The organism is Stratiformator vulcanicus (assembly GCF_007744515.1).
GTDB classification, from domain to species: domain Bacteria; phylum Planctomycetota; class Planctomycetia; order Planctomycetales; family Planctomycetaceae; genus Stratiformator; species Stratiformator vulcanicus.
In genome coordinates, this window is record NZ_CP036268.1 from 5,016,432 (window position 1) to 5,034,996 (window position 18,565).

The 18,565-nt window shown below is 59.1% G+C and carries 16 protein-coding genes; 3 read left to right on the plus strand and 13 right to left on the minus strand.

What is annotated here, in order from left to right; all coding sequences use genetic code 11:
* Positions 1 to 130: 130 nt before the first annotated feature.
* The 4 genes from Pan189_RS20210 to Pan189_RS20225 all read right to left on the minus strand — a co-directional run bounded on the left by Pan189_RS20210 (position 131) and on the right by Pan189_RS20225 (position 4,444).
* Complete coding sequence (locus Pan189_RS20210) at positions 131 to 1,651, minus strand: sulfatase family protein (RefSeq protein ID WP_310820823.1); 1,521 nt, start codon at positions 1,649 to 1,651, stop codon at positions 131 to 133.
* A 203-nt stretch (positions 1,652 to 1,854) separates the two neighbouring features.
* Positions 1,855 to 2,439 carry a YdeI/OmpD-associated family protein gene (locus Pan189_RS20215; protein ID WP_145365887.1) on the minus strand — a complete coding sequence of 195 codons (585 nt, stop codon included), beginning with the start codon at positions 2,437 to 2,439 and terminating at the stop codon, positions 1,855 to 1,857.
* An 80-nt stretch (positions 2,440 to 2,519) separates the two neighbouring features.
* The gene (locus Pan189_RS20220; RefSeq protein ID WP_310820824.1) at positions 2,520 to 3,242 is read right to left on the minus strand and encodes a Uma2 family endonuclease; all 723 of its coding nucleotides are present in this window, start codon (positions 3,240 to 3,242) and stop codon (positions 2,520 to 2,522) included.
* Positions 3,243 to 3,403: 161 nt separating this feature from the next.
* The gene (locus tag Pan189_RS20225; RefSeq protein ID WP_145365888.1) at positions 3,404 to 4,444 is read right to left on the minus strand and encodes a ligase-associated DNA damage response exonuclease; all 1,041 of its coding nucleotides are present in this window, start codon (positions 4,442 to 4,444) and stop codon (positions 3,404 to 3,406) included.
* Positions 4,445 to 4,481: 37 nt separating this feature from the next.
* Between Pan189_RS20225 and Pan189_RS20230 the strand changes: the two genes are divergently transcribed.
* On the plus strand, positions 4,482 to 5,300 hold the full coding sequence (locus Pan189_RS20230) for a hypothetical protein (protein WP_145365889.1): 819 nt from the start codon (positions 4,482 to 4,484) through the stop codon (positions 5,298 to 5,300).
* Here the strand turns inward: Pan189_RS20230 and Pan189_RS20235 are convergent.
* Both Pan189_RS20235 and Pan189_RS20240 read right to left on the minus strand, forming a co-directional pair.
* A complete protein-coding gene (locus tag Pan189_RS20235) occupies positions 5,297 to 5,527 on the minus strand; it encodes a hypothetical protein (RefSeq protein ID WP_145365890.1) in 231 nt (76 codons plus the stop codon). The two genes, Pan189_RS20230 and Pan189_RS20235, sit on opposite strands and share 4 nt — an antisense overlap.
* On the minus strand, positions 5,520 to 6,050 hold the full coding sequence (locus Pan189_RS20240; protein ID WP_310820825.1) for an ATPase: 531 nt from the start codon (positions 6,048 to 6,050) through the stop codon (positions 5,520 to 5,522). The genes Pan189_RS20235 and Pan189_RS20240 overlap by 8 nt, the downstream gene beginning before the upstream one ends.
* Positions 6,051 to 6,136: 86 nt before the next feature.
* Here Pan189_RS20240 and Pan189_RS20245 point away from each other — a divergent pair, with 86 nt between their 5' ends.
* Entirely contained in the window at positions 6,137 to 7,402 is a 1,266-nt protein-coding gene (locus tag Pan189_RS20245) for a putative DNA modification/repair radical SAM protein (RefSeq protein ID WP_145365891.1), read from the plus strand.
* Positions 7,399 to 8,805, plus strand: coding sequence for a UdgX family uracil-DNA binding protein (locus tag Pan189_RS20250; RefSeq protein WP_145365892.1), 1,407 nt, complete (start codon positions 7,399 to 7,401; stop codon positions 8,803 to 8,805). The genes Pan189_RS20245 and Pan189_RS20250 overlap by 4 nt, the downstream gene beginning before the upstream one ends.
* On the opposite strand, the gene Pan189_RS20255 is transcribed toward Pan189_RS20250, so the two are convergent.
* From Pan189_RS20255 to Pan189_RS20285, 7 genes are all read right to left on the minus strand, one after another.
* Positions 8,802 to 9,635, minus strand: coding sequence for a 3'-5' exonuclease (locus tag Pan189_RS20255; RefSeq protein ID WP_145365893.1), 834 nt, complete (start codon positions 9,633 to 9,635; stop codon positions 8,802 to 8,804). The genes Pan189_RS20250 and Pan189_RS20255 overlap by 4 nt on opposite strands.
* A gap of 24 nt (positions 9,636 to 9,659) precedes the next feature.
* A complete protein-coding gene (locus Pan189_RS20260) occupies positions 9,660 to 10,835 on the minus strand; it encodes a sensor histidine kinase (RefSeq protein ID WP_145365894.1) in 1,176 nt (391 codons plus the stop codon).
* 28 nt (positions 10,836 to 10,863) lie between these two features.
* Complete coding sequence (locus tag Pan189_RS20265) at positions 10,864 to 11,328, minus strand: response regulator (protein WP_145365895.1); 465 nt, start codon at positions 11,326 to 11,328, stop codon at positions 10,864 to 10,866.
* Positions 11,329 to 11,442: 114 nt separating this feature from the next.
* Positions 11,443 to 13,734, minus strand: a complete 2,292-nt coding sequence (locus tag Pan189_RS20270; RefSeq protein ID WP_145365896.1) for an ATP-binding protein — start codon at positions 13,732 to 13,734, stop codon at positions 11,443 to 11,445.
* The gene (locus Pan189_RS20275; RefSeq protein WP_145365897.1) at positions 13,731 to 14,369 is read right to left on the minus strand and encodes a biliverdin-producing heme oxygenase; all 639 of its coding nucleotides are present in this window, start codon (positions 14,367 to 14,369) and stop codon (positions 13,731 to 13,733) included. The genes Pan189_RS20270 and Pan189_RS20275 overlap by 4 nt, the downstream gene beginning before the upstream one ends.
* Before the next feature lie 239 nt (positions 14,370 to 14,608).
* Positions 14,609 to 15,415 carry an alpha/beta hydrolase gene (locus tag Pan189_RS20280; protein ID WP_145365898.1) on the minus strand — a complete coding sequence of 269 codons (807 nt, stop codon included), beginning with the start codon at positions 15,413 to 15,415 and terminating at the stop codon, positions 14,609 to 14,611.
* Between the two features lie 77 nt (positions 15,416 to 15,492).
* On the minus strand, positions 15,493 to 18,504 hold the full coding sequence (locus Pan189_RS20285; protein ID WP_310820826.1) for a c-type cytochrome: 3,012 nt from the start codon (positions 18,502 to 18,504) through the stop codon (positions 15,493 to 15,495).
* Positions 18,505 to 18,565 lie beyond the last annotated feature (61 nt).

The following is an 18,565-nucleotide window of genomic DNA, read 5'->3' on the forward strand; positions in this document are numbered from 1 at the left end:
GTCGTGAGCGAATCTCCCCAACAAGCCGCGCACGTAGTAAGCGGATCGAGCACGTCGCGGGGCCTCCAAGTCGGGATGCCTCCCCGTGATCCGCTTACTTCGTGCGCGGCTTGTGATCAATGCATATGTTTTACTTCGGGCCCGCTTTATTAATTCGCGTGGCCTCGCGTTCTGCACCGGCGGGGTCGCCGTAGATGTCCCCTCGGCCATAGGGAACTTTGCCGGTGGGCTGCTTTCGACCGCCCGTCTCGCGATCGTAATAGTCTTGAGAGTAGTTCTTGGGAATGGTGTCGCCTGTCGCGTACTGCCAAGCATCCATAGCTTCGCGTAGCTCTGTAAGAATTCCCTCTGCTGCGGAGTCTCCATCGCCTTGGCGGAAGCGGTCGACCAGATTATCCGTTTGCGTCGCGTCCTCGGGGCGATAGAACTCCTCCTCGGGCCGCGGAGCGAGGAAGACGTCCGCTTGGGCCTTGCTCAATTCACCTGCGTCCCGTTTCTTCCGCAGGTCCTGATGCGACGGCGAGCGCACGGAATCGGCCGGGCCCTGCCACGCATATTGCGGACGCGCATTGCGAATATAGAGCCAGCCGTCCTCGCGTCGGACCGATCGGCCGTGGGCTTCGTAGTCGTGCCAGTTATGCTCGCTGAAGGCATACTTGCGGAGGTCGTCATCCGGATTCGCAAATAGTTGATCGAAGCTGACGCCCTGCACCTGTTCGGGAATTTCGACACCGGCGAGGTCGAGGACCGTCGGGCAGATGTCAATCGCGCTGACGAGGCTGTCGCAAGACGAGCCGGGCTGCGTGATCCCGTTCGGCCAATGGGAGACGAACGCCGACTTCATTCCGCTGTCATGCACGCGGGTCTTGGCCCGGGGGAACGGCCGACCGTTGTCAGCCATGACCATCAGCAGGGTGTTGTCGAGCGCCCCCTGCCGCTGCAATTCATCCCGCACCTGTCCGATGAACCAATCGAAGCGCGTGATCTCGTTGTAATACGAGGCGAGGTCCTGCCGGGTGTCGGGCGTGTCGGCCAGATACGGCGGGACGACCACATCGGTCGGATCGTGCTTCGACCCATAGAGGTCGGGCTTCCATTGGACATCAGCATCCCAATTGCGATGAGCGTCATACGCGGCAAACCAGAAGAAGAACGGCTGGTCCTTCGGCCGATTCTCCGTGAGCTCGACCCAATCGGCTTCGCCACCCGACATGTTCTTCGTCTTGCCACCGGTCTTCGTCGACCAGACCTCGGAGTCGTCGACGCCATTTTGCGGCATGTGGTTTTTGCCCGATAAGGCAGTGTAATAGCCCGCCTCTTTCAGAAGTTTCGGAAACTTAACGAGATACTCCGGCAGCGGGCGATGCAGTTCGCTCGCCTCGCCATTGTTGTGCGGATAACGCCCCGTGATGATGCTGCAGCGGCTCGGGCTGCAACTGCTCGCCGTGAGGTAGAAGTCGGTGAACCTCATGCCGCCCGACGCGAGGCTATCGATGTTGGGCGTACGTGCCGCGTCGTTGCCGTAGCAGCCGAAGTCGTTCCAACTCACGTCGTCCGCGATGAACAGGATCACGTTCGGCCGGTCATCGGCGGATGCGGTAAAGGAGACGGAAAAGACACAGAGCAGCGCGAGCGAGCGAATCGAAGTCATCGGCATCAATATCCGGTTGAAGTGCGTGCTTGACGTCATTGAGCATCGGCGAGGCAACAGACGTCGTCAACGCTCCCCTTATAAGCCGCGCACGAAGTAAGCGGATCGAGCAAGTCTGGATGCCTCCCCGCTATCCGCTTACTACGTGCGCGGCTTGTGAATCATCATGTTATCCGCTTACTTCGTGCGCGGCTTGTGAATCATTATGGATAATTGGCTCGCACGTTTTCCGCGGCCTTTGCGACGGTTTCGGCGATTCGCTTCTCCCGCGTCGCGGAACGTTTGGCCGATTTGATCCACCACAGAATGCCCTTCTTGACGGAATCGGGGAAGGCGTCGAAGTGCTGTTTCGCCGAACGATTCTGCTTCAGGGCCTTCGCCAGATCGGGAGGAATGACAAGGTCTTCAACGTCGTCAAGGACCGTCCAGCTTCCGTCGGCTTTTGCCTGCTCGATTTTTGCCCAGCCCGCCGGGGTCATCAGGCCGTCACTCTCCAGTCGCTCGACGCGTTGCTTGTTGAGCCGTGACCACGGGCTGCCCGGCTTCCGGGGCGAGATGAGGAGTTTCGTCCGTTCGGTATCGACCTTGCCCGGTCGGCTGTCGATCCACCCGAAGCAAAGGGCCTCTTCAACGATCGCGTCGTAAGGCAGATATTTTTCCGGCACCGCCTTCCGGTACGTCACGAGCCAAATGCTCTCGGATTGTTCGTGGTGCTCTGCCAACCAATGCCGCCACTCGTCGCGAGAGGCGACTTCGACGTGTTCCAGTTCGTCGATGGCCGACGGCAACGCTTCCGGCTCCGCTTGGGTTCAGTCATGTGAGAGCCGCGAACGATCCGCTTACTGCGTGCGCGGCTTATTCACTCTTGTTATGAGTGTGTCGATCTTTGCGATTTGAGGCGATCAACGAAAGCATGATGGGCTTCCGATTTCATGCCCTCGGCCAACACATCGAGAACCTGCTTCAGGTCACCTTCGACCAATGCCTGAACGTCAAGCACGAGGCCGGGAAACGTCTCGCTTTCGATTCGACCCGAATCATCGAGATCGAGTTGTTCGAAGTTCCCCTCGCGAAGCACGAACCAAGCAATTGACTGACTCTGGGTCATCCACACCAGATATTCTCTGACGCCGCTGCGGCGGTAAGCGTGCAGCTTCTCATGCAGATCGTAACTCGCCGAACTGGCCGCGACTTCGCACACGAGTTCCGGGGCATTTTGAATGTAGCCCTTCTCCGTCATTCGCGTCTGCCCGCCGTACTCCGGCTTGATTCGCAGCGAGGCGTCCGGCTGCGGACTATTGTCGATATCGAGTAGCACCGTGCTATTGTCGGCAGTCCCGACGCCCGGTGTCGAAGCCTTATAAAATGACAGCCAGCCGATCAGATCTGAGTGCGGCTCACCATGACGATCAGTTCTTACCGGCGATCCCATGTAGACCCTCCCATCAATAAGTTCCGCCTTCTTCAATTCCGGCATCGCTTCGTAACGGCGCAGAAACTCCGGCAGAGTGAGGTGATCGCCGTTGACCAGCGGCGGCACCTCCGTCGCGGATTCCTCGCGCGGTAAAAGTGCTTGGACATCGATCGACAAGGTCTTCTCCCCAAATCTGGCCCTCAGATCACTTCAATTTAATCATACGGTAAAAACGTTGCACTCACACAAGCCGCGCACGTAGTAAGCGGATCGAGCAAGTCTGGATGCCTCTCCGATATCCGCTTACTTCGTGCGCGGCTTGTTTGCGGAGCATCCACCTACTCGCCGCCCCCGCTCTTCCCATCGCCCGTCTCACCAGTCTCCCCGTCATCCGACTCCCCTTCCCACCACGTGTCGAGCATCTCCGCCTCGTAGCCTTGCTCCCGCAGGCGGCGGACAACGGCGCGGCGGGAGCCATGGGTGGCGAAGACGCGTTCGGCTCCGGTCGCTTCAATCGAATGGAACAGGCTCGGCCAGTCGACGTGATCGCTGAGGACGAATCCGCGGTCGACCGCCCGCCGTCGACGCTGGCCGCGGACGAGCATCCACCCCGACGCAAACCCAGTCGCGACGTTCCCGAATTTCCGCAGCCACGGCGTGCCCTGCGCGCTGGGCGGGGCGATCACGAGGGCCCCCTGCCAATCCTTTCCCCGCTCGCCCCGACCGGCATACTCGGTCTCAGGGAGTTCAATGCCGGTCGCGCGGTAATCGCGATTGCACATCTCCACGGCTCCGTGGCAATAAATGGGTGCGATCGACGGGTCGACTCCGGCCAGCAATCGCTGCGACTTCCCAAGAGCGTAGGCGAATAGCACGCTTACCTTTCCCGCATCTCGGTTCGCCCGCCACCAGTCGTCGACCTGCTCGAAGACCGACACCTGCGACGGCCACTGGTAAATCGGCAACCCAAACGTGCTCTCTGTGATGAAGGTATGACAGCGAACCGGCTCGAAGTTCGCACAAGTACGATCAGGGTCGGTCTTGTAATCCCCGCTCACGCACCAAACCTCGCCACGATGCTCAATCCGAATCTGAGCCGATCCGAGGATATGCCCGGCAGGATGGAGCGAAACGTCGACGCCGTTCATCGTCAGCCGCTCACCGTAATCGAGCGTGTCGATCACCGCCGACTGGCCCATTCGCGACCGCAACACGTGCTCGCCGTCGGTCGCCGTCAGATACTTCTCGTGCCCCCGCCGCGCGTGATCGGCATGGGCGTGCGTCACCACGGCTCGCGCGACCGGTTTCCAAGGGTCGATGTAAAAATCGCCCGCGGGGCAATGGAGACCGCGATCGGTGAGTTCGAGTACACTTCCCATGACAGCAGTTTAGGACGCAGCCGGGAGGAGTCACGTAATGGATGAAAAGTCAGCCTTTCGCGAGGAGAAGTTAGCCGTCGTCAGCGATGCTGCTGAAGCTCTCGCTTCGGCGTGGAAAGCCGACGGCTTCAAGGGGCGAAAACGCAAGCAAGCAGTGGCTCGGTTAGCGGAGACATTCGGGCGTGTGGAAGCACTTTTCCCCGGCGTTCGCGGGACGGCTGAAAGGGTCTTCGAAGCCTATCTGACACCGTGTACCGTTCGTGACGCCGAAGCGATTCTGGCTGATTTGGAGCGAACCGGCCCCTTTCCGGTGGAACATCCGCTGCTGGAGCGTCTGTGGGCCGCGGGCGGACCGGACATCGAACAGGTGCCGCCGACCGATCGGGTGATCCGAGCGCGACTGGGCCCCGTCGGCCTGATCCTCGACGGCCCGCCACGCCGTCACAGCGGATACGATAACACGCCGCTCAACGCCGTATGCTTCGCTTCGACCGGAGGCGACGGCGATCACTATTCGCTGATCCCGATCGACGGAACGATCACAGCGCAATCGCCCGTCGTGCTTTCGTTTCCCTCAGAGGAGGAACCCGTTTTCGTCGGCGAAAACCTGAAGCAATTCCTCTGCGCCGGACTGCATTGGGGATACTTCGATTTCTTCGCCAATCTGGAAGACGAGCAGTCGGAAACCGCGGGCTGGTGGTTCGGCGAAGAGGTTGATGCCCAGCAGCAAGAATTCCTGCGGTCGCTTGCCGAAGAACTAGATTTAGAACCGATCCCCCCGGCGACAGTCGATCCTGACGAACTTTGGGCTAAGTTCAGCCCTCTGCTCGAAAATCGCTCCGACGCCATGCTTTAGTTGGCCGTGCCGTCTACTTCGTCAGCCGCACGAATCACGTGAATCTCGCCGGAGTGCGGGTACTCCTTGATCAGTTGCCCGTCTTGCTCGTAGACCAGCGCGGTCTTCGTGCGGATTGCCCGCTCCCGGGCATCTTTGGCGGCTTGGTCCAAGCCCCTTTCAATACCGGCGATCCAAGCTCGGAACTCCGGTGACCGGGTGGTTCGTTTAGCCGCCGTATTACTCATCAGCAGGGCCCTCCGCAAGCTTTCTCTTGGCGTATTTTGAATTATCGTACAACGTCCAGTAGTCGACAAGCCCTTTGTAGACATAGTCGAAATTATCGAGGCCGCGGCGATAACGTCGGCGGATCGTCTCTTCCGGGATATTGTGACCGCCGTGTAATACCCGTTGTCGAACGCGTAGAACGGCTTCTTCAACCGTGCTCAATGTAAGAAACAGGAGTTCTACACGGTACCCGTTCGCCTTCCATTCGACGATCCGCTTAGCGTACGTTCGGCCCGATAAGGTTGTCTCGAACGCGAAGCTGACTCCTTGTTCGGCGAGTTGGTCGAGACGTTGCAACATCGCGATTCCCGCTCGGATCGCCGTCGCCTCGCTATCCGGATCGGGCAGGCTCGCCGCAATTTCGTCCGCATTGACGAAACGCTCCGGCGGGAACTCGCCTCCGAGATACGCCTTCGCGAACGTCGTTTTCCCAGCCCCATTTGGCCCGGCGATAATGAGAATGCGGGGGCGGTTCTCGGCCACGATTTTCTCTGGATGTTTCCCACTTTCCGATTTCGACCCTGCGACTATACTAACGCATCCACAGGACTCGCACATCGTCGTCACGGATGCCAAAATACGATCTGCGTGAGAAACTCACGATTCTCGCCGACGCGGCGAAGTATGATGCGTCGTGCGCCAGCAGCGGGGCCAAGGGAGCGCGGGATAACCGCCCCGGGCTTGGCAGCACCGAGGGCATGGGCATCTGCCACAGCTATGCCCCCGATGGTCGCTGCATTTCGCTGCTAAAAATCCTGCTGACGAACTACTGCATTTTCGACTGCCAGTACTGCGTCAACCGCATCAGCAGTGACACTCAGCGCGCCCGGTTCACCGTCGATGAGGTCGTCACGCTCACGTTGGAGTTCTACAAACGGAACTACATCGAAGGGCTGTTCCTCAGCTCGGGGATCATCCAGAACTCCGACTACACGATGGAGCAATTGGCCGAGGTCGCTCGCAAGCTGCGCCAGGAGCACAGCTATCGCGGCTACATCCATCTGAAGACCATTCCCGGGGCATCCGAAGAATTGATCGAGCGGGCCGGCCGACATGCCGATCGATTAAGCGTCAATATCGAGTTGCCGACCGAACCTGATATTAAGAAACTCGCGCCGGAGAAAAAGCTGACCGACATCGAGGACTCGATGTCGGAAATTAAGACGCGAAAAGATGCGGAACAGAGCGATCGACGGCAGGGCTTCCAGGTGCCGACATTCGCGCCAGCGGGCCAAAGCACCCAAATGATTGTCGGGGCGACCGACACACCCGACCGATCCATTCTCGACACGTCGAATCGCCTCTACACGCGACATCGGCTCAAGCGGGTCTATTTCTCGGCGTTCAGTCCGATCCCGCATGCCGATGCCCGGCTGCCCGGTCAGGCACCACCACTAATTCGAGAGCATCGCCTCTACCAAGCCGATTGGCTGATGCGGTTTTATGGGTTTAAGGCCGAGGAAATCACTACTGCGGAAGAACCGAACCTCAGCCTTGACCTCGATCCCAAGACCGCGTGGGCACTCCGGCATCGCGGCCTCTTTCCCGTTGACATTAACAAGGCATCCCGTGAGATGCTGCTCCGCGTGCCGGGGCTGGGCGTCCGCAATGTCAAACGGGTGCTGCAAATTCGACGTTTTAAATCATTGCGACTGAGCGATCTTAAGAAACTGCGGGTGCCGCTCAAGCGGGCGAAGCCGTTCATTATTACGTCTGACCGCAATCCTGCCGCGGATTGGATCGACTCGGTCGACCTGGCGAAGCGATTTGAGCCGAAGCTGAAGCAACTGACGCTCTTCGACGCGGCATCCGGAGCCGCAACGGGTGAGCTATGATCGCTCGTTCGGTCTCGTGCTTTGACGACTGGCGACCGGTTGCGCGAGAACTACTCAATTGCGATGTCCCGCCTGAAGAAATCTGTTGGACGAACGGCAGCGGACCCTCGTTGTTTGACGAGTTGCCCGAGACATCGACATCGCAGGCGACCCGGCATCAGGTGCCGCCGAAGTTTCTCGAGCTTGCAAAAACCGCAGCCTGCCATCGCGATGCGGCTCGCTGGGAACTGCTCTACCGCACGCTATGGCGGTTGACGCATGGGAAATCGCACCTGCTGAGCGACCCGACCGACGACGATATCCGCCGATTGCAGATGATGGAAAAAGCGGTTCGGCGGGACGCGCACAAGATGAAAGCCTTCGTGCGTTTCCGCAAGGTGGAGCGAGATGGCGACGAGTACTATATCGCCTGGCACCGGCCCGATCATCAAATAGTCCGGCTCACCGCGCCGTTCTTCTCACGCCGATTCGGCCCGATGAATTGGTCGATTCTGACCCCGGCGGAGTCGGTGCATTGGGATCAAACGCAATTGACCTTCGGCCCCGGTGTCCCGCGATCGGAGGCACCGGCGGGTGATGATTTGGAAGAGCTTTGGAAGACCTATTACGCGTCGATCTTTAACCCCGCGCGGGTCAAAGTGAAGGCAATGATCGCCGAGATGCCGGTGCGACACTGGCCGACGATGCCGGAGACTGAGTTAATACCGGACCTTCTGCGACAGGCCGAAACGCGTACTGAGCGGATGGTCGAAGTGACGGACAGCAACGATCGCGGAGCCCGCCTCTATTTTCCTGACCAATTTGACGGCCTTAACGAGTTGCGATCGGCCGCAGAAGGCTGTGAGGGATGTCATCTGCATGAACCGGCCACGCAAACGGTCTTCGGCAAAGGCCCCGCCAACGCCCGCCTGGCTCTGATCGGTGAACAACCCGGTGACATCGAGGACCAAGCCGGTCAACCGTTCATCGGCCCCGCGGGAAAGGTGCTTGACGAATGCCTTGCGGAGGCCGGGATTGATCGCGACGACATCTATATCACCAACACGGTGAAACACTTTAAGTTCAAGTTAATTTCTGGAGGGAAGCGTCGTCTGCATCAAAAACCGAACGCTCGTGAAATTTCCGCCTGCCGACCGTGGCTCGATGCCGAAATGAGCGTGGTTAAGCCAGACGTAGTCGTTTGTCTCGGCGCGACGGCGGCCCAATCCGTCATCGGACGCGAATTTCGCATCACGCGACAGCGGGGCGAGATGGTCACGAGTGACATTTGCACGCAAACACTGTCGACGTGGCATCCATCGGCGATTTTGCGGCAACCTGGTGGTGATTGCAAAAGGGCAATGCAGGCGGAACTCATCGACGATCTTCGCAGCGCCATTTCCGCTTTGAGCAAAGACGGTTAACTACTATCGCTTGCCGACGCATCGGATCGAGACTTCCAATCGCCCCAGTGCTCCAGATAGTGCCGGAACGCGGCGCTGTCGTCCTTGCGTTCATCGAGCCACGCATGGGTCTTATCGACGATCTTTTGCTCGTCTTCCAAGGGAAGCTGACCCGTTAAGACGCGCGACCTTAAGAATACGAAATACGAATCGAGCACATCGCAGCGGCAGTAGTCATTGATCTCTGCGACTTTGCCGGCGTCATACATATCCTGCACCTGCGAGCCGTCAATGCCGGTCTTGCCCGGCTTGCCGATTAAGTTGGCAAATAGATTTAATCCGCCTGTCAGACGCACAGCGCCGAAGTTCGAGAGCAAGTCCATCAAGTCGATGTGCGCCGCGTTGTTATAGCGGTTGCGGCGTTGCTCAAAACTGCGGCCGTCGACGTTAAACCACGCGGGCAGGCTCAATCCGTAGCGATACGCCGCGAACTCCATCACCGGCAGGTCGTAACCGCGTCCGTTAAAGGTGACGAACGTCGGGCGGCGATAGGCTTCCCAGCCCTTCCAGAAGTCATGCGTGATTGCCGATGCCCGGAACTCCGGTTCATCGAGCGTGACCAAGTCGATGAGCCGAAAGTCGCGACCGACCTTAGCCACGGCGACGGAAATCGGCACGACGAACGTCGGGGGCAGAACATCTTTGCCGGTCTGTTCGATCAGCTCGTCGCGGTGCCGGCGCAGAGCTTCGGCGGATGTGAGTTCTTCGTTCGGATATCGAACCCGAGCGATCAAATCACCGTCGCCGACGGTTTCGACGTCGAACACCAGAAATGAGACAGGCGACGACATCGGAAATCTGATCTAAAGGCGGCGTCAAGCGGACGGTGCAAGCAGATACTCGTCCTGTGTTTCCGAAGTCCCACGGTCATCATCGACCGCGGGGAGCGAGAAATGAAAGGTCGTGTTCGTGCCGGGGATTGATTCGACCCAAATCTGTCCGCCATGCTGCTCGATCACACGTCGGCAGAACGCCAAACCGATTCCCGTACCTGAAATCGAGGAATCCTTGGCATGTTCAGGACCTCGGAAGAACATATCGAATAATTTATCGTGATACTCAGGCTCGATCCCGACTCCGTCGTCGGTGACCGACAAGACCGGGCCCTTGTCAGTATGCTCCGTTCCGACGTGGACGTGCAGCGTGGGCTTACCGCCGTACTTGATGGCGTTGCCAAGCAAATTTTCAAAAACTTGCCGCAATTGGACGGGCCGACCTCGCACGACCGGTAATGGGTCATGCGAAATGCTCACCCCCGCCGAGGTCGCCCGATGGCGAACGGATTCCCAGGCAGCCTGAAATGTCTCCGAGAGGTCGACCTCTTCGAAGGGAATCGACTGCGAAGCCCGCGAAAACTGCAATAACTCGTTGATCAGTTCGTCGAGATTGGTGACCGATCGGGAAGCCGCCTCAATCAGTGCCGTCGTTCGACCATTGAGATTTTCGACGCCGGGCGAACAGATGTATTGTAAGCATCCGGAAATGATCGAGAGGGGGTTGCGGACTTCGTGAGCCAGCGTGTGCGCGAACCCTCGTAACTCTTCGTTGCGGCGTTCTAAATCGCGGGCTTGCTTCTGAAGCGCGACGTGATTGGCTTTTCGAACCATCGCGTAGCGTAAACTTCGCTCCAGCAGGGCCCTGGTCAGTTCCGATTTGACAAGGTAATCCTCAGCGCCTTGATCGACGATATCCGCTCCCAGCCGCACGTCTTCATGAGACGTCAGCACCACGATTGGGACGTCGGGATAGTCTTCTGCCAGAACGGGTAGAAAGTAATCGGGGTCGGCATCGGGCAAACCGAGATCCAACAGGATCAGCGTAATATCTCCGTCGATCAACCGCTCACGTGCCGCTCCGAACGTCGCTGCGTGCTCAACCTTCACGTCGGCCGACTGTAAATCGTCGAGATAACGTTTGATCAGACGGGCATGATGATCGTCGTCTTCGACGAGCAACACGATGCCCGAGAGACGGTCGGGAGTTTCGCTCACGGCACGAATTGCTCAGGTTCCGAAAGGATCAGATGGCGGCCAGCGGACGAAACGTGTGGCTGGAGGAATCAACGCCGCAGTCGGTCGAACGATTATAGCAACCCCAAAATCGAATAATCGCAGACACCTTACGCGTGTAATGATCATAATCGGTTGGCTTCAGAACGAAACCGCGGGCTCGCTCCTGGTAGGCCAAGAGTCGATCCGACAGGTCTTCCGTACAAGATAATACGATGACCGGCACGCCGTGCCAGCCTCGCAAATTCTTGAAATACCGCAAAACCACGTCCCCGGTTTCGCCGGTGAGATTCCAGTCAAGGACGACAAAGTTCGGCTTTCCCCGATTGCTGGCTTCGATGCCTTGGACATAGCTGGCAACGGCCAAACAAGAAGAGACGCGGTCGATCGCCAAATTCGGATCGACCTTTCGAGCAATTCGCTCAAAAAGTATGGCGTGCCCGTCGTCGTTCTCGACCAGCAAAACGCGACCCATCGCTCGTTGTCCCACCTAACCCTTTTCAAGCGGCTTTCCTTCGAACAGCGCAACCGATGGGACGATTTTACGCGTAAATCAATCAGTCGACTATTATCAACCTCGTAGAAACCACTATTTTTTTATTTCTGACTCAGGAAAGGCAAAATGGAAGGTCGCCCCTTCGCCGGGGGCTGACTCGACCCAGGCCCGCCCCCCGTGGTGCTGCATAATCTTCCGAACGGAGGCAAGCCCGATGCCGCTGCCCTCGCCGTCGCTGTGACCTCGCTGAAAAAATTGGAAGACGCGATCATGGTCCCGTTCAGCGATTCCAGCACCATTGTCGGACACGAAATATCGAGATTCATCGGCCTCTGACGATCCGCCGACCGTGACCTTCGGTGCCTCACTGCCGCAGCCATATTTGAGGGCGTTACCGATCAGATTATCGAGCACCCGGCACAATCCGTCGAAGTCTGCCCACGCCGACGATAGTTCGTCGACCTCCAGATTCACTCCTTTATCACGACACTGTGACTCATACCGGTCGAGGACATAGCGTCTGATCTGGTCTCCTTCGACCCGGCTGCGTGAGCGTGCCACCTGCTCCAGACGACTGAAACTCAGCAAATCATCGATGGCCCGATTCATCTGCGCCGCAGCCTGATCAATACGGGTGGCCGAGTCTCGGACGTCGTCCATCTTTCCGCTCTCGAGGTCATCCGCCATCAACCCGATGAAGCCCCGGCACGTCACAAGCGGCCCTTTGAGGTCGTGGGAAACGGCTGCGATCAATTGAGTGATCTCGTCGTTCGTCGACACGAGTCGGCGCTGAAGCTGCGACACTTCATCAGCGCGCCGCCCCAGGAGCGATTCGATCGACGATTTCAGTAACTCGGCGACTTCCAGATTTGCCTCGGTCCAGGGGACCGATCGCCCACGGACCGACTCTGCGAATATCGCGAATGAATTCCTTGGCGAAAGGCGATCAAGCGGGGAGTCCGATTCGCTTACCGATGCGGGTCGGTCCTCGACTTCCCGGTAGGGATTGCCAGCCCATTTGATCGTTCGAACCGTCTCAGGGCGAAAGAACAGGATGGCGTCGCCATTGACGAATCGCATTGCCAGCACGCCGCAGCAATTCTTACTGAATTGGCTGAAATCGGCGGAGAGTTCAGCGACTCGCTCAAGACGACTGATCGGCCCGCCGACAGAATTTTCGATCTCGTCAAGGATACGCGTGACGTTCTTAAGTTCGGGCGTCGTGCCCAGCAGCCGGGTTGTCCCGCCTATAAAGACCGCCGCACCGGTCGCCTCAACCAGCGAGAGAAATGGCCGCTCGTATTCCACAAGCGCGTCGCTGATCGAGGCACGCGTTGCCGCCGCCTGAACGATTTTCGCGCAATCGGCATTCGCGGCAGCTCGCCGCCGTTCGGCAATGGCCTGCTCGGCCGCGGTGATCTGCCCCATGACGACAGCGCCCAGCATCTCACAGGCTGCCCGACGTTCGTAAGAGACGAACCGAGGGCCGCGGTGATGACACGCAATCAGCCCCCACAGCCGCCCCCCTTGAACCAGGGAAATCGACATCGACGCTCCGACGTCCATGTTGCGCAGATATTCGATGTGTGTTTCGGAAACGCTGCGAAGCACCGCGTGAGAGAGGTCAAGCGGGACGCGAGCTTGCCGATCGTCGGAGGCGACCACCGGTGATCCGGGGTCGTCCACGTCGACGATCAGCCGCAATAAACTGCGGCAATAGAGCTTCCGGGCCTGTTGAGGGACGTCCGACGCCGGGTAGTGCAGCCCGAGGAAAGGCTCCATCTCCTCAGGGCGATCTTCGCCGATCACGACCCCGTGTTCATCCTCTTCGAACCGATAAAGCATGACCCGGTCGAAACCGGTGTAACCGCGGACCGCCCGAGTGATTTGTTGCCCGATCTCATCGAGATCGCTCAATTGCGCCACGTCCGCAAGAGTTCCGCGAACAAATTCGAAGTGCTGATCGATCACTCGTCCACGCGGGCTGCGGGCATGAGCCTCGGTCCTCGGGTTTTCCAACTCGACAATGACGCAATCGCCGGTCCGGTGGACGACGCCGTCGAATGTCACGCTCTCACCGCGGACGGCGATATCGAGTCGAAGCGGGTTGTTCTTTCCGGCAGACAAGTCGTGCAAGCAGGACTCGATCACATCGCGGAACTCGCCGGAGAACACACTCGGGGCGGATTGACCGAGCAAGTCCTCCGGCCGGATCCCGATGAGTCGTTCCGAATTATCCGAGACCCGGACGATCTGCAGATCGCCCGCGTCGAGGGCCATCAACAAGCCGTGAGATTGCACCCGACCGAGAAACTGAATCGGTTCCCGATCACATCCCTCCGTGAACTCGGTCGGCCCGACCAATTTTGTCGCGTATTCGCTCACTGCTGCGTGACCAATTGATTCGGTACGACCCAGTCACCGAAGCTCGAAAAAGTCGCGCGGGCCGAATCGACCGCCGCGGCGATTTCCGCTTCGGCTTCGACTAGCCGGCAAGCCGTTTGAGAAAATGCCTGCCACATCATGCCGGTGGCGTCACGATATCCTTCGAAGAATCGAACCGCCGCCCCTTCCGGCAGACCACGCGGCGGACCGTACCGCCTCAGCAGTACTTGCCCTCCCAACGTCGCACCCTCGAGGACATACATCCCGCCGATCAAGTGCGACCGCGTTGGGAAATCGGGGAGCGTGAGTTCTTCGGCAGAGCTTCTCTGATCGCCCACCACCGGAACCGCTTCATTCAATTCTCGCAGATCATTGCGAAGCCATTTCGACTTCTCCAGCCGCTCCGAGCCGAATTCCCGGACGATGAAGCGATCCCGCCGCACGATTTCTTCGAAGCATCGATAGTAGGCAGCATACCGCTCTAACAGCCGACGATAGCTGTCAATGTCGCCAAGCGCCTCCGCCGGCCGAATCCGTTGTTCAATCCGTTCATGCAGATCTCTCGTGCCCGACCGCATCGCGGACATGACATCCGCGCGGGACGTTGAATCGAGACCTTCGGCAACGGAATTCAATTTTTCTCTCGCAGCACATCAGTGTTTAAGGAACGATATCTACGCTGCTGCCGGGTAGATTTGAATCGCCACGCAACTCTCAGTCGACGAAATCAACACGTTAGTTTCGTGATTAGTGCGATCGTGAGGAAGTATATCGACTCCGGCGTCGTCCAGGGCGCCCCGCTGGGAAAAGGGGCTTTCCCCCACCCGCAAATTTGCGGGGGGATGCCAAGAGAGCTTCGGCTTCCAGCAAAAATTCAGTCGTCCGATTCGCCAAGTCCCCGAAATTGCGGAAGGTGCTCGGCGAGGAATCGGCGAACGCGTTCGTTGTATTCCGGCGGTCGGCGGTCCGAATGATTCATTCCGGGGAGCGTCATGAACTCGACCGGCCCGGCCGTCGCTTCGACCAAACGCTCGGCATGAGCATAGGGAATCAACCAATCGCGATCGCCATGCGATACGAACAAAGGCTTAAGGTATTGCGATAGGAGATCGATCGAGCCAAACCGGTTTCGCATCCAGCGCTCGGTCGGCAACCAGGGCAGGCGTGCGGAAGGCACCTCGGTGAGACGGGTGAATGTGCTCTCCAGCACAAGTGCCGCATGCGCCGAATCGTGGGCCAGATTCACCGCAACGCCGCCGCCCAGTGATTGCCCGACGATCACTATCCGCTCCGGGTCGACGGCCCGATCCTGCGTTAAGTACTCATAGGCCGCGCGGGCGTCGATATAGAGCCCCGCCTCGGTCGGCGTGCCCGAGCTTCGACCGTATCCGCGATAATCAAGTACCAGAACGTCGGCTCCGAGTGCGTCCTGCCAGCGGCTTCCGATATGCCGCCAGCGGCGAATCGAGCCGGCATTCCCATGAAAGAACAAAACGACCGGTGACTGCTCCGCCGGAAGTCGCCGGTATTCGTCGGGGCATTCGTAGAACGCCGCGTGCAGCTCGACTCCAACTTCGGCGGTCAGCCAGACGTCAGCCGCTTCAGCAACCCGGGCGGCAGGAAAAGGAACGGCCGGGCCCCAATTGTAGAAGACCGAGAGCCGCTCAATCGTGCGGAGCATCGCAACGAACCTAAGACCCTAGAAAAGCGGCGGCGCACCGTGGCACGCCGCCTGAAAACCTTCAATCAATATCGGCGTTAATCCCCTGCGTCGAACGCCCGATCGTCCGGATCGCCGCCGCTGCGGAGATACGCGATCAGGTCGAAAATCTCTTCTTTCGAGAGGACATTAATCAGGCTCTTGGGCATCTCCGATTGCTCCGAGAGGAACCGCTCGTCGATGTCGTCTTTCATGACCTTGGTTAGTTCGCGAGCGAACGGGTCAGTCCGAATCATGATGTAGTCCGGCTCATCCTGAATGACCCGTCCGGCCAGGACTTCACCGTTGATCGTGACGATCGTTTCATTCTTGTACTGGTCGGAAATCGCCTTCGACGGCGCGACGACCGACTCCAGCAAATACTGCGGATTGAAGCGGCCGCCGACACCGGTGATGTCCGGGCCGGTGTCGCCGCCGACCCCGCGAAAGCGGTGGCACTTCGCGCACTGTGCTGCCTCGTACGCCGCTTTGCCGTTCTCGAAGGACCGCCCCGATTCGACGCGATCGAGCTGACCTTCGAAGTCGTCGAGTTGCCAGTTCTGCACAAACTGTCGACTCGTTTCGATTTGTACGACCTCGACGCTCGACTCGCCGGAGATCACATCGGCCAAAGCTTCCTTTTCATCTTCGCTCATATGAGCGACCGCGTCGTCGCGGATCTGCTCCACGAATTTCTGGAAGCTCGCACCGCCGCGATACTTCTGGCTCGCGAGATTGATCCAACTGAAGTACGCCTTCCTCAGTTCCGGCGTCCAACCGGTTTTCATGTTTCGCAGCACGAAGATGTAAAACATCTGCTCCTGCTGCGTCTGAGCCTGTTCCAATCGCTCCATCGATTTTTCGATGATGATCGGAGCCTCCAGATAGACGAGCAGCTTCGTCAATTCCCGACTGACGAAGTTGTTCGGATGCGGCACGAACGGAGCGAGCCGATCGACCACCGATTGAACGACTCCATCGTCCTGCTTGCCGCCGAGGCGGATGAACGCGAGTTGGTACGCCCGCAGCGCGTCGAGCATTTGCTCTTCGGAAAGGCGTTTGAGCGGCAGTTCGTTCAAGCTGGCGATCACGTCAGCCTGCATCTCATCGCCGGCCGTGCGAGCCAATGCAACCATCGCCTGAATGCGTCCGTTCGTGTTCTCCTCGGCCAACGCCCGTTTTTTCCAAGCTGCAAGCGGCTGATTTTCAATCGCGACTCGGGCGGCATAGCGAATGGCCCGGTCGTAGCTGTTGAGGTGCGGCCACAGGAACTCGACCGCCTGCGGATTGCTCGTGCGGTGATACTCTTCGATCTTGTGTCGCAACATACGAGCTTTCTCGGCCCGCGGGTTCTCCGCCATTTGCGTCGGCGCTGTCGACTCATCGCCGACATACCGCACACGGTACAGGCCGGACTGAGCCCGCCGCCCGCCGATTGCGAAGTAAAACGCCCCGTCAGCCGGATTGACGACCGCATCGGTCACCGGCAGCGGTCGCCCTTTGACGAACGTTTCGAAGTCGGCCCGGTAAGTCGCTCCGTCCGGCTTCATGTGCACGGCGTAAATCTTGCCGTAGGTCCAGTCGTTGATATAGAGCGCTTCGCGATATTTCGCCGGGAACTTGGCGTCATAGCCGAACTCGATCCCGGTCGGTGAACCCAGACCAATATCGACGACGCTGCCAAAGCTGTCCGGGTAGTACTCGGGCCACTTGCCGGTCCCGAACCGCCAACCGAACTCGGCCCCGGAGATCGCATGGTTGACCCGCGTCGGCCGATACCAAGGCGTCCCGGTATCCCATTCCATATCGGCGTCGAAGGTGAAGAGTTCACCGTCGCGGTTGAAGGCGATGTCATAGGGGTTTCGATATCCCGCACAGTGCAGCACCCACTCGGTCGCTTCCGGATCGGTGTGAGCAATCCATCCTCCCGGTGCCATCCGACCGGTCGCGTGCCCCCGTCCGTCGGGATTGCGCGGTAGCAACAGGTCTTCTTCAAAATTGTTGTGCGGTGAATCGGCTGCTACTGGGGTTGGGACGGAAGTGTGATTGCCCGCGATGACCCACAGCCGACCATCGGGTCCTTTGCGAATCGCGTGCGGACCGTGCTCGCCGCCGCCATCGAAGTCCGTCAACTTTTTAGCCGAGTCATACTCACCGTCCCCGTCGGAATCGGTGACCTTGAACAGCCCCGAGTTCCCGTTTCTAACCACATACAACCCGCCGTACGCGACGAGCAACCCCTGTGCGCTGCCGACATTAACCGGGATCTTCGTGACCTTCGTATCGGACGTCGGTTTGCCGATCGGAGCGGGAGTGACCCGATAAAGACTGCCGTATTGGTCTGACGCGATTAGTCCGCCACGGTCATCGGGCGTGAGTGCAACCCACGAACCTTGGTCCCCCTTCGGCACTGAGTAGACAAGGTCGACGGCGAAACCCTTCGGCACGTCGATGTCGGAAACCGGTGTCGCCGCGTCCTCCGGAGGCTTTTGACCGAGAGGGATATCGCCCCATGGTTCAGCGCCGAGGGCCCCGAGCGAGGTCGCAGCCTTCCACTGGCCGGCTGCGGGTTTGTATCCGTCTTTGGCCCAGCCGAAGTCTTTCGGCGACTTCAGAACCTCGGTCTCCTCGCCTGAGACAACGTGAAAATCTCCTTGTTTTTTGTAGTACCGCCCCTTCAACTCAAAGATGACGCCGGCGGGACCGCTGTCGTTCTTGACGTAGATCGCCAACACGTTCTTGCCGTCACGCAGGTGGTATCGAACATCTTCGAATACCGGCTTCCTCCAATCGTCGCTGCGGACCAGTTCCTCGCCGTTGAGGAACACGCGGATGTGGTCATCGCCCGCGACCGATAATTCCGCGTTCGTCACCACGCTGTTGATGTCGAACACCTCGCGGGCCACGATCGTTTCGCCCGCGGCCGGCTCGCTGCCCGCCCAAACCCAGTCGGGCGAGACTTCCTTGGCATCGTCGGCGACCAGCGGCGACGAATGGCCGATTAGCAGGGCAACGCACAGGCCGAACGAGCCGACAAGGCCCAAGACTCCGGGAGCGCAAAAGTACTTCATCGGATCACACTGGCTGCGGAAGATTGGTGAGGATCCGGCCCGGCAGTAGTTCGATGCCGTG